This window comes from Noviherbaspirillum saxi (genome assembly GCF_003591035.1).
Classification (GTDB): domain Bacteria; phylum Pseudomonadota; class Gammaproteobacteria; order Burkholderiales; family Burkholderiaceae_D; genus Noviherbaspirillum; species Noviherbaspirillum saxi.
Genome location: NZ_QYUO01000002.1, coordinates 1465124 through 1478211 on the forward strand (window position 1 = coordinate 1465124; position 13088 = coordinate 1478211).

The 13088-nt window shown below is 57.8% G+C and carries 6 protein-coding genes; 1 reads left to right on the plus strand and 5 read right to left on the minus strand.

Annotation, left to right across the window (positions count from 1 at the left end):
* Positions 1 to 16: 16 nt before the first annotated feature.
* Positions 17 to 6280 carry a HAMP domain-containing protein gene (locus D3871_RS22390; RefSeq protein ID WP_119771234.1) on the plus strand — a complete coding sequence of 2088 codons (6264 nt, stop codon included), beginning with the start codon at positions 17 to 19 and terminating at the stop codon, positions 6278 to 6280.
* Between the two features lie 58 nt (positions 6281 to 6338).
* Here D3871_RS22390 and D3871_RS31425 read toward each other — a convergent pair whose 3' ends face one another.
* From D3871_RS31425 to ltrA, 5 genes are all read right to left on the minus strand, one after another.
* Positions 6339 to 8012 carry a methyl-accepting chemotaxis protein gene (locus tag D3871_RS31425; protein WP_119771235.1) on the minus strand — a complete coding sequence of 558 codons (1674 nt, stop codon included), beginning with the start codon at positions 8010 to 8012 and terminating at the stop codon, positions 6339 to 6341.
* Between the two features lie 481 nt (positions 8013 to 8493).
* Positions 8494 to 9687, minus strand: coding sequence for a serine hydrolase domain-containing protein (locus D3871_RS22400; protein WP_119771236.1), 1194 nt, complete (start codon positions 9685 to 9687; stop codon positions 8494 to 8496).
* A 122-nt stretch (positions 9688 to 9809) separates the two neighbouring features.
* Positions 9810 to 10472, minus strand: a complete 663-nt coding sequence (locus D3871_RS22405) for a P-loop NTPase family protein (protein WP_119771237.1) — start codon at positions 10470 to 10472, stop codon at positions 9810 to 9812.
* Positions 10473 to 10483: 11 nt separating this feature from the next.
* On the minus strand, positions 10484 to 11143 hold the full coding sequence (locus tag D3871_RS22410; protein ID WP_119771238.1) for a hypothetical protein: 660 nt from the start codon (positions 11141 to 11143) through the stop codon (positions 10484 to 10486).
* A gap of 325 nt (positions 11144 to 11468) precedes the next feature.
* Positions 11469 to 12860, minus strand: coding sequence for a group II intron reverse transcriptase/maturase (ltrA, locus tag D3871_RS22415; protein WP_119771239.1), 1392 nt, complete (start codon positions 12858 to 12860; stop codon positions 11469 to 11471).
* Between the last annotated feature and the right edge of the window lie 228 nt (positions 12861 to 13088).

A 13088-nucleotide genomic window follows, 5' to 3' on the forward strand; every position in this document is an offset into this window, starting at 1 on the left:
ACTTAAGAAACGCCCCATGGATATGAGAACCGAAACGCATGACGAGTTGGACGTCAAGGTATTGCTTGCCACCTTAAGAGCCCTGAAAAAGGGCGACTTCTCGGCGCGCATGCCCGCGGACTGGACCGGTCTCGCCGGCAAGGTCGCTGACACGCTCAACGAGATCATCGAGACGAACCAGAGCATGGCCGAGGGCATCACCAACGTAAGCCGGGTCGTGGGCCGCGAAGGCCGCCTGACCCATCGCGCATCGATGCCCAATCTTTCCGGCGGCTGGGCCACGATGGTGAAATCGGTCAATTCGCTGATCGATGACCTGGTGCGGCCGACTAATGAGATGGCGCGCGTGATCGGTGCGGTCGCCAAGGGCGATCTGTCGCAAACCATGTCGCTCGATGTCGATGGACGTCCCCTCAAGGGACAGTTCCTGCAATCGGCCACCACGGCCAATACCATGGTCGACCAGCTTGGCTCGTTTGCATCCGAAGTGACGCGGGTGGCGCGTGAAGTGGGTACCGAGGGCAAGCTGGGCGGCCAGGCCAACGTGCCGGGCGTGGCCGGTACCTGGAAAGACTTGACCGACTCGGTGAACTCGATGGCGGGTAACCTGACTTCGCAGGTGCGTAACATCGCGGATGTGACGACCGCGGTGGCGAACGGCGACTTGTCGAAAAAGATTACGGTGGACGTGCGCGGCGAAATCCTGCAGCTCAAGGACACGATCAACACCATGGTGGATCAGTTGCGTTCCTTCGCTTCCGAAGTGACGCGTGTCGCGCGTGAGGTGGGCACCGAAGGACGGCTAGGCGGTCAGGCCTATGTGCCGGGCGTTGGCGGCACCTGGAAGGACTTGACCGACAACGTGAACTTCATGGCGTCGAACCTGACTGGTCAGGTGCGTAACATCGCGGAAGTGACGACCGCGGTGGCAAACGGTGACTTGTCCAAGAAGATCACAGTGGACGTGAAAGGCGAAATCCTGCAACTGAAGGACACCATCAACGTGATGGTGGACCAGTTGTCTTCGTTTGCATCCGAAGTAACGCGAGTGGCGCGTGAAGTGGGTACCGAAGGCAAGCTCGGCGGACAGGCACATGTGAAAGGCGTTGCCGGCACATGGAAGGATCTCACCGACTCGGTGAACTCGATGGCGGGCAATCTGACTGGGCAGGTGCGTAACATTGCGGATGTGACGACCGCGGTGGCGAACGGCGATCTGTCGAAAAAGATTACGGTGGACGTGAAGGGCGAAATTCTCGAACTGAAAAACACCATCAACGTGATGGTGGACCAGCTGAACTCATTCGCATCCGAAGTGACCCGGGTGGCGCGTGAAGTCGGTACCGAAGGCCGCCTGGGCGGCCAAGCCAACGTACCCGGTGTTGCAGGTACCTGGAAGGACTTGACCGACTCGGTGAACTCGATGGCGGGCAATCTGACCGGGCAGGTGCGTAACATCGCCGACGTGACCACGGCGGTGGCGAACGGCGATCTGTCGAAAAAGATCACGGTCGACGTGAAGGGAGAAATCCTTGAACTGAAAAACACCATCAATACGATGGTGGATCAGTTGTCGTCGTTTGCATCGGAAGTCACGCGCGTGGCGCGTGAAGTGGGTACCGAAGGAAAATTGGGTGGCCAGGCTTATGTACCCGGTGTCGGTGGTACATGGAAAGACCTGACCGATAACGTGAATTTCATGGCATCCAATCTCACAGGCCAGGTGCGTAACATCGCGGACGTGACCACGGCGGTGGCGCGCGGCGACCTGTCGCGCAAGATCACCGTCGACGTGAAAGGCGAAATTCTTGAACTGAAAGACACCATCAATGTCATGGTGGACCAGTTGTCTTCGTTCGCCTCCGAGGTGACGCGCGTCGCGCGTGAAGTCGGTACCGAAGGCAAGCTGGGCGGACAAGCGAATGTGCCCGGCGTCGCAGGCACCTGGAAAGACTTGACAGACTCCGTGAACTCGATGGCGGGTAACCTCACGGCACAGGTGCGCAACATCGCGGACGTGACTACCGCTGTCGCGAGTGGCGACCTGTCGCGCAAGATCACGGTGGACGTACGCGGTGAAATTTATGAATTGAAAAATACCATCAACGTGATGGTGGACCAGTTGAACTCCTTCGCCTCCGAAGTGACGCGGGTGGCACGAGAGGTGGGTACCGAAGGCAAGCTCGGTGGACAAGCACAGGTTAAGGGCGTAGGCGGCACCTGGAAAGATCTGACCGACAACGTCAACTTCATGGCATCCAACCTGACCGGTCAGGTGCGTAACATCGCGGAAGTGACGACAGCGGTGGCGCGCGGTGATCTGTCGAAAAAAATCACCGTCGACGTGAAGGGTGAAATTCTCGAACTGAAAAACACCATCAACGTCATGGTGGACCAGCTGTCGTCGTTCGCATCGGAGGTAACGCGTGTTGCGCGCGAGGTCGGCACCGAAGGCAAGCTGGGCGGACAGGCGAATGTGTCCGGTGTGGCCGGCACCTGGAAGGACTTGACCGACTCGGTCAATTCCATGGCGGGCAATCTGACTGGCCAGGTGCGTAACATTGCCGACGTGACCACGGCGGTGGCGAACGGCGACCTGTCGCGCAAGATCACCGTCGACGTGAAGGGAGAAATCCTTGAACTGAAAAACACGATCAACGTGATGGTGGACCAGTTGCGCTCGTTTGCCTCCGAGGTGACACGCGTGGCGCGTGAAGTGGGTACCGAAGGCCGTCTCGGCGGTCAGGCAAACGTTCCTGGTGCGTCCGGGACCTGGCGCGACCTGACCGACAATGTGAACTCCATGGCGTCGAACCTGACCGGTCAGGTGCGTAACATTGCGGCCGTGACGACGGCGGTGGCGCGCGGCGATCTGTCGAAAAAAATCACCGTGGACGTGAAGGGTGAAATTCTTGAATTGAAGGACACCATCAACGTGATGGTGGACCAGCTATCGTCGTTCGCATCGGAAGTGACGCGCGTGGCGCGTGAAGTGGGTACTGAAGGAAAACTGGGCGGGCAGGCACAGGTCGAAGGCGCGGCCGGTACCTGGAAGGACTTGACGGACAACGTGAACTTCATGGCGGCGAACCTGACCGCGCAGGTGCGTGGTATCGCCGGTGTGGTGAGTGCGGTAGCGAAAGGCGATCTCAAGAAGAAGCTGACTGTGGCTGCGCGCGGTGAGATGGCGACGCTGGCCAACACGATCAACGAAATGACCGATACGCTGGCGGTGTTTGCGGATCAGGCCACCACGGTGGCGCGCGAAGTCGGTGTGGAAGGCAAGCTCGGCGGACAAGCAAGCGTGCCGGGCGCATCGGGTACCTGGAAGGATCTGACCGAGAACGTCAATCAGCTCGCAGCGAACCTGACCAACCAGGTGCGTGCGATCGCGGAAGTGGCGACCGCGGTGACGCGCGGCGACTTGTCGCGCTCGATTCAGGTCGAAGCGCGCGGCGAGGTGTCCTACCTCAAGGACAACATCAACGAGATGATCCGCAACCTGAAGGAAACCACGCAAAAGAATGCGCAGCAGGACTGGCTGAAAACCAATCTTGCGCGATTTACCCGGCTGCTGCAAGGCCAGCGCGATCTGCAAACCGTGTCGGCCCTGATTCTTTCCGAGCTCGCGCCCCTGGTCTTTGCCCATCACGGCGTGTTTTACATGATGGACTCGGCGCAGGAAGATGCGCATCTGCATCTGATCGCGAGCTATGGTTTCCGCTCCACCAACAACATGCCGCGCTCGTTCCGCCCTGGCGAAGGCCTGGTCGGACAATGCGCACTGGAAAAGCAGCGCGTGTGGCTGACCAATGTGCCGCGCGACTATGTCGTCATTTCATCCGGCCTCGGCGCCGCGCCGCCGACCAATATCGTGGTATTGCCCATTCTGTTCGAACAGCAGGTGAAGGCGGTGATCGAGATCGCTTCGCTGGAACGGTTCACTGAAACCCACCTGAACTTCCTCGACCAGTTGATGGAAACGATTGGCGTGGTGCTTAACACGATTGAAGCAAACAGCCGCACCGAAAGCCTGCTTACCCAGTCGCAATCGCTGGCGCAGGAACTGCAACAGACCAATCTGGAACTGGCGGAAAAGGCGCGCCTGCTGTCCGAGCAAAACATCGAGGTCGAACGCAAGAATAGCGAGGTCGGACAAGCCAAGCTGGCACTGGAGGAAAAGGCAACCCAGCTTGCCTTGTCGTCCAAGTACAAGTCGGAATTCCTTGCCAACATGTCGCATGAATTGCGTACGCCACTCAACAGCCTGCTCATTCTTGCGCAACAGCTGTCCGACAACCCGGAACATAACCTGTCCGAGATTCAAGTTGAATTCGCAAAGACGATTTATGGTTCGGGTAGCGACTTGCTGACGCTCATCAATGACATTCTCGACCTGTCGAAGATCGAGTCGGGTACGGTGACGCTGGAAATGAGCGACTACCGCTTCGAAACCATGCGCTTGTATGTCGAGCGTACCTTCAGCCATATGGCCGAGGCGAAGAAAATCCAGTTCTCGGTCGAACTGGACGACAATCTGCCGACCGCGATGCGCACCGACACGACACGTCTGCAACAGATCCTGAAAAATCTGCTGTCCAATGCGTTCAAGTTCACGTCGCATGGCCGCGTCTCGCTGCATATCGGCGTTGCGGCAGGCGGTTGGACCAGTGATCATCCGATCCTCTCGCAAGCCGAAGCCGTGCTGGCGTTTTCGGTGACCGATACCGGAGTCGGGATTCCGACGGACAAGCTGCAGCTCATCTTCGAGGCCTTCCAGCAAGCCGACGGCAGCACTGCCCGCAAATATGGCGGTACCGGCCTCGGCCTTTCCATCAGCCGCGAGCTGGCCCGCCTGCTGTCCGGCGAAATCCGCGTCGAAAGTGAGGTCGGCAGCGGCAGCACGTTCACGCTGTATCTGCCGTATTGCTGCGACAGCCTTACCGAAGACAAGGATCGACGTCCGCTCGCATTGCCGGCGCCGGTCGATGACGATACACACCTCATCGACCATGAGCCGGAAAAGGCCGAAGTGCAGCCAGCGGTCCTGGACAGCGACGATGACAGCGAGCTGCCGTTGGACGATCGGGCACTGGTATCGCCGGGCGACCCGGCGGTGCTGATCGTTGAAGACGATGAAGAAGTCGCGCGCGCCCTGCTCGATCATGCACGCGAGCATAACTTCAAAGGCATTGTGACGCGCCAGGCGGATTCTGCACTCGCCTTGACCCGCGATTATCTGCCGACCGCCATTCTGCTCGACCTGGACCACGCGGAAGCCGACGGTTTCACCGTGCTCAACCGGCTCAAGCGCGATCCGGGTACGCGCCACGTACCCGTGCATGTATTGTCGGTCAGCGATGTGCGGGAGCATGCATTGCGCAATGGTGCATTCTCTTATCTGAAAAAGCCGTGCAGCATGGAAGACTTGCAGCAGCAACTGTCACGCATCCAGGATTACGTCACCAGCGACAAGCGGCACCTGCTGGTGGTGGAAGACGATACGCTCCAGCGCGAGTCGATTGTCAAACTGATCGAAGGAAACGATGTGCATATCGAGGCGGTCGGTACCGGGCAGCAGGCGTTGCATCAACTGCAACGCACGCCTTTCGATTGCATGGTGCTGGACTTGCGGCTGCCGGATATTGACGGCTTTGCATTGCTGGAGCAGATCAGCAGCGATCCTGCGCTGAAAGACCTGCCTGTCGTGGTGTACACGGCGTCGGAACTGTCGCCCGAGGCAGTGGAGGATCTGCAACGGCTCGCGAAGACGGTCGTGCTGAAAGATGCCCGCTCGCCGGAAAAGCTGGTCGCCGAGACCGCGCTGTTCCTGCATCGTCCCCACGCAAGCCTGCCCGAGCAACAGCGCAGGATGCTCGACGATGCGCATGCATCCGACACCACGCTTGCGGGCAGAAAGGTATTGATTGTCGATGACGACTTGCGCAATATCTTTGCGCTGAGTTCGGTGCTCGAGCGCCAGCATATGAAGGTGCTGTATGCGGAAAACGGGCGCGATGGCATCGAAGTGCTGCACTCCGATCCATCGATAGAAATTGTGCTGATGGATATCATGATGCCGGAGATGGATGGCTACGACACGATGCGCGCGATCCGGCGCATTCCGCACTTCAAGTCATTGCCCATCATCACGCTCACGGCCAAAGCCATGAAAGGCGATCGCGACAAATGCATTGCGGCCGGTGCTTCGGACTACATCACAAAACCCGTCGATGCGGCGCAGCTGCTGTCGCTGATGCGGGTGTGGATGCCGGGCTGAGCATGAAAAAAGGCAGAGGGCGATGCGCTCTGCCTTATCCATCCAATAATGACGTGTTTCAGCTGCGCATGCCGATCGCCTGATGCTTTGCAGCGGCAAGCGCGACCGCTGCGGGCCTCTGCAGCTTCTGTCTGCCCGGTGTGATGTCGATGGATTGTGAGAGCGCAGTGCGTGACGACGCTGAGGTCGTGCTGAGATCGAACGCGGCGACCGTCTGCCCGAGAGCGGCGGCACGGTGCTGCATCGCCGATGCCGCTGCCGCGGCTTCTTCCACCAGGGCGGCATTGTGCTGTGTCATTTCATCCATTGTCGCAATCGCGCGATTGATCTCTTCGATGCCGACGCTCTGCTCCTGGCTCGCTTCGGTGATCTCGTTCATGATGTCGGCCACATGCTTGACCGCTGCGACGATTTCTTCCATCTGCCTGCCTGCATCATCGACCAGTGCATTGCCGCTCTCGACCTTTTTCACCGAGTCGCCGATCAGATCCTTGATTTCTTTTGCGGCTTGCGCCGAGCGTTGCGCCAGCGTGCGTACCTCGGATGCGACCACCGCGAAGCCGCGTCCCTGTTCGCCTGCCCTGGCCGCTTCGACGGCGGCATTCAACGCCAGGATATTGGTCTGGAACGCGATGCCGTCGATCACGCCGATGATATCGACGATCTTGCGCGAACTATCCTTGATGGAACTCATGGTATCGACTACGCGGCCGACCACTTCACCGCCCTTGACCGCGGATTCCGACGCGGACTGCACCAGCTGATTGGCTTGCTGTGCGTTTTCGGCATTGTTCTTGACGGTCGAGGTCAGTTCTTCCATCGACGACGCGGTTTCTTCCAAGGCGCTGGCCTGGGATTCGGTACGCGTCGACAAGTCCGCATTGCCTGCCGAAATTTCATTCGACGCCACGCTGATTTCTTCGGTACCCGCCCGAACCTGGCTCACGATGCCGGACAAGCTTTCATCCATTTCCTTGAGTGCCTGCAGCAATTCGCTGGTTTCGTCCTTGCCCTGCACCTGAATTTGCGCACCCAGCTTGCCTGCCGCAACACGCTTGGCCACGCCGACCGCGTCGCGCAAGGGCAGCGTGATGCTGCGCGTGGTGAAGACGGAAAGTATGCCGCCGATAATCACGGTCAGGATAGCCGTGACAAGCAAAACGGTCGTCATGCGCCGGCCGGATGCGTCGGTTTCCTGGATCAGTCTGTCAACCGCCTGCTGTTGCATGCCGACCAGCTTGTCGATCTCGACAATAGCCTTTTGGTTAAGCGGATCGATGGCCGATGAAATTACTTTGCCGGCGGCTTCGTTCGCATATTCCTTGACCTTTTGAATCGCTTCCTGGAATGGCGCCTCGGATTGCTTGTTGAGATCGGCGATGGTTGCGACGATCGCTTTTTCTTCAGCGGTCAGTCCCAGGGCCAGCAGCTTTTCCTGGGCTTCCTGGAAGCGCTTGCGCTGAGCCTGCGCCTTGCCTTCTTCGCGTTGCATGTCCGGCGTCGTGTATTGCAAGCCGACGTTGCGCATGGCGATTCCGCCTTCGAGCACCGCACCGCGCATGGCATTCGCCAGTACCGCCTTGGCGTTGGCGTATTTCATTCCATCGCTCTGGACTTGGCGTGCTTTCGCGCTGATGACGATGTCGGCACCCAGCACGCAAACGAGCAACACAAGAATAATGCCGAAGCCAATACCCAGCCGCGTACCAATTTTCACCGTACGTAGATTCATCTTTGTCTCCCAATCCTCTTGCCTGCTGCGACGGTCGCGCCTGCCAGGCTTAAACCTGGTCGATTTAGTTTGAGCGCCGTTCCCTGGGTCGGGAATCGGACCGTCGCATTGGCCCGATTCACCGCTGCCTCACAGTCGCCTGCAAGCGTGCGTAAAAACCCAGCACGGTCAGTGTAGTCCACAACACACATATTTTCCAAGCAGCAATTTCTTCGGCTGATTTACGTTGGAAAATGCTGTATGGATATTGAACGGATAGCCGTTCGGCCTGAACGCAAAAAATCCCGCCACAAGACGGGTTTACGAGTCGGTGGGAGCGGATAGATGCTTAATCCACGGAGCAGCGGCCAATCACTGCTATTCATTGCCTGTTTTTTATACAGCAAGCATGTAATGCCCAAAATCCCGACATAAAGAGGAATGTTGCGCCACCGCGTCATCGGCGGTGGATTTCATTAAAAAGATAACAACGCGCAGACTCCTAGAGCAACGCCGCGTAGACCAGGTTGCGAAAGAGCTGACGATAATGATCGCGCCGCTCCGGCGCCTGCATCAGCAGGATCGCAAGCAGTTTTTCCTGAGGGTCGATCCAGAAATAGGTACCTGCCAGGCCGCTCCATGTGTAATCGCCGACCGAGCCTGGCATGGCCGCCATGCCAGGCGCAGTACGTACCGCGAAACCCAGTCCGAATCCATAGCCGGGGCCTGGCAAGTAGTTCAAGCCCTGCTTCACCGCCGGCAGTTCGTCCAGATGATCGCTTGCCATCAGGCGCACCGAGTGCCGTGACAGGATGCGCATACCGTCGAGTTCTCCTTCGTTGGCAAGCATCTGTGCAAAGCGCAGATAGTCATGGACGGTGGACATCATACCCCCGCCCCCGCCAAGGAAATTCGGACGACGGCGCGGCTGGTTCAGACGAACTTCGGCACCGGTGACGGGATCTTTCGCAAAGGCTTCGGCGATACGATGATGATGCTCCTCCTCGACCCAGAAGCCGGTATCGCGCATGCCCAGGGGACGCAGGATGCGTTCGGCGAGAAACCGGTCCAGCGTCATGCCGGATACGCGTTCAAGCAGCACGCCGAGCACATCGGTCGAATTGCTGTATTCCCATACTGTTCCGGGCTGAAATTGCAAGGGTAGTTGGCCGAGCGCCTGGATGAACTCGTCGTTGCTCAGGCGCGGATGTCCGACTCCGGCCTTGAGGTATTCGGCCTTGACCAGCGAATCGCCAAAAATGCCATACGTCAGTCCCGAGGTATGCCGCAACAAGTCCTGAATGGTGATCGGCCGATGCGCCGGCTCAAGCTCCAGCGTCCGGACGCCATCGACATCGACACGTTCACGGCCGACCTGCATATTGCCCAGTTCCGGCAGATAGGTCGATACCGGATCGCTGAGCAGAATATTTCCCTGCTCGATCAGCATCATGACGCCGACTGAAACGATAGGCTTGGTCATCGAATAGATGCGGAAGATCGTATCGAGCCGCATGGGCGCGCCGGTAGCGGGATCCTGCACGCCCAGCGCTTCTTCATAAGCGACCTTGCCGTCGCGCGCGATCAGCATGACAGCGCCGGGAATGTGCCCTGCGTCGATGTCGGTCTGTATGCGTCGGGTCAGTGCGTCCAGGGCGGACGCGGAAAAACCTTCATGTACAATGCGGTGGTTCATTGGCTTGCCATCCAGTTGTTATACCAATCCGCACGACTTTCAGCGCACGGCTGCCGCGCCTCTGGAAAATCAAACGATCGTTTTTTATTTTAATCGATTCACTGCCAAGTAGTCTCTATTGGCTACACCAGGCCGTCATCATGCTCTTTCAATCCAAGGAACCGGGCAGTTACCGACCTATGCCTCTCCCAGTCCCCAGGGATAAATTCAATCGTTAGTACGGGCATTTTCATTCGCAAGACCAGTGCATCGCAAAGCTCGGCGTAGTCCGCCCAGAATCCATGCATTCCGCCTATTCCCTTGAGCCCTTCACATTTCGAGTACCAGGTGTTCTCCAGATATCCGGAGACTTGATTGGTCCAACCCTCTCCGCGTAGCTGCGATACGTATTGCGAATGCTGACGGGCATCTTGCGGACGCAGGTACACCATTCGGGGATTCAAGGGCGCCACGATCTCCTCGAAACGACTAAAGTAGTCCCCGATAGCCGGCAGCCCGATCTCCATCATGAAACGTACAGTGGACTGAAACGCGCTTCCCTCAAGGATATGAATGGTATCGTCACTAACACAACGATCGACAAACCGGGACCAGGAGCGCAGACACTCCTCGATGAAATTTTCGCATCCGTTCCTGTGTATTTTTAGCGACGCGGGATGCACGGGGTGGTCCACAGCCTCCTCCAGAAACCATGTCGCACCGTACCCGGATTGTCTCGCAAGTACGCAAAGATACTCTGCCATGGTGCTTTTGCCCGCACCCGGTAATCCCTCAATCAGCCACATTTTCAATAATCTTATGCACAACCGATTTGTTGCATCAGCTGTTGCGTCTCCTTCAGTTTCCGACTGTAGCCTTCCATTGTTCTTGCATCCCCGCCGGTTCGTTGAAGGGATTTGATTTCCTCGATCTTCATTGACAGGTCAGCGCATGCGGGATTTTTTCCGCCTGTTCTTTGCCTGATATCTGCTCCCGAAGCAGACACATTGGTCGGTACTGCCTTTGGCTGAATGCGATTGTCGACAGGCTGGCTATCAGCTGTGCCTTTAAGCGGTTTGGATGCCTCGATGAGGGCTGCATAGCGCGCCTGACGCTCCTTCTCTGCAATGCATTCGTTTTCTATTCTTGAACGTACCTGCGCTGCGGTTCCTCGTTCACCATAGACCTCTTCTATCAAATTCCGCCGCGCCGAATTCGATGCCTGGCTCAAGGCCTGCTCCAGCGTCAAACCTCCTTCACGTTGCCATACGATCTTTTGAGCATCGTTACCGCGTCGAGAACACGCTGCATCGGCAGCGCCGGATTCCGCTTCTCTCGAACTCGTCGAAATTCCTTTTATCGTTTCCAGTTTTCCGTTTTCGCAAGGACGGTCCTGATAGGCATTGCCGCACTTGAATAGGGATTGCGCGAAAACTGAACCGCTCGGACCATACATGACGATCAGCGACAGGATCAAGACGAATGGTTTTACAGGAAGTGTTTGCATATATGGCGGGTAAACGCGCTTGGTGTCTACTCTATGGTTTTAATGAAGGGATGTGGAAAGCAGACTTGTATGCTGCCATGCTCAAACAATGTGAGCAATACTGCATCTATGGGATAAGCCTGAAGATATTTGTGAATGGATCGACACATTGGTCGACCATTTATTGAGGATAAATGCGATTGCCTATCGTGGCCGCTGCCGAACGTCGCACCGAATGCAGGATCGAGTAGGGGGTGAGATCGCCCTCACCGCCCTCTCACACCACCGTACGTGCGGTTCCGCATACGGCGGTTCATTAATCAAACTGGAAGCGCTGCCGGGTGCCCGGCAGCGAAACCAAACCTAGTGTGTCAAAGAAGCGTTTTGGAAACGCATCGTTCATGTGGCTGGCGCCGGCGTTCCACCATGGGCCACGTTCATTGCTTGCCGATTTCCATGCCCGATGTGCGGTGAGGCCCCTTTGCTGCAGGCGCCGGTTACGTGTCGCCGGATGTTTCCATTGACGCCATAACAGGCACCGCAGCTTGCGACGTATCCACCCGTCCAGCTCTTGCAGCACACCTTTTACCTCGGTCAGCCGGAAGTACGACATCCAGCCACGCAACACTGGGTTGAGTGCGGTGATCGTGGCGACGAGGTTGCGCGAGGCATTTCCGACGACGATTTCCCGCACCTTGTCTTTCAGCCGCTTGATGCTGCTGTCGGCGATCTGCAGACGTACCTGCTTGTGTCTCGTAAAGCTGTAGCCAAGAAACTTCCTGTGCCAAGGCCGCGCCACGGCGCTTTTCTCCCGATTGACCCGAAGCTTCAGTTTGCACTCCAGGTAATCGGTGATTTCTGCCATTGCGCGCTGTCCTGCCTTTTCGCTTCCAACATAGATATTGCAGTCGTCGGCGTAGCGGCAGAACCGGTGTCCCCGGCGCTCCAGTTCACGGTCAAGATCGGTCAGCAGGATGTTCGACAGCAGTGGTGACAGGGGCCCACCTTGCGGTGTACCCTCCGTCCTCGCGCTGACGATCCCATCGGCCATCATGCCCGCTTCGAGGTAGCGCCGGATCAGTTTCAAAATCCGTTCGTCCTTGACCTTGCGTGCTACCCGCGCCATCAGGATGTCGTGGTTCACACGGTCGAAGAACTTCTCCAGATCGAGGTCGACCACCCAGCGGCGGCCTTCCCGGATATAGCCTTGGGCTTGCTGTACCGCTTGCCATGCATTGCGGCCCGGGCGAAACCCGTAGCTGTGTTCGGAGAATCCGGATTCACATTCTGGCTGTAGAACTTGCAGCAGCGCTTGCTGGATCAGTCGATCCAGCACCGTCGGGATGCCCAGTGTTCGTATTCCGCCGTTCGGCTTCGGTATTTCCACTTTGCGTACCGCGCGGGGCAGGTATTCGCCTGCCAGCAGTGCTGCCCTGACCGCTGGCCAGTGTTGTTGCAGCCATGACTTGAAGTCGGCCACGGTCAGTCCATCGCCACCCGCAGCTCCCTTGTTCCGCATGACCCGCTCATACGCTTGCCAGAGGTTATTACGTTCGACCACGGCCTCCATCTGCCACGGCCCTTCCGCTTTCGTTTGCCCATCCGCCGCCGTGCTTGCCTCGGCACCCGGCACGATCCACCGCAATTTCCGATCGCTTCCTTCCGTGTCTGGCGCAGTTGCCTGCTTTGTTGCGTCGTCGGCTTGCATCGAGGTCGAATGTCCTACTCGCGTTGTTCATGTTCAGGCCTTCGGCAGGATTTCTGGACTCACCGTCCCCGTCCTCGCCTACTATGCCCTCTGCTGACTTCTGCATAAGCATCCCGTCATCTCGCGATGCCGGTAGCACAATGGCACGTATGCAGATCTCCCCGGGTATTGCGCACCCACCTTCACGCTTATGCCTGTCGGATCTACCCCGCAGCCTTCCGGACAAGT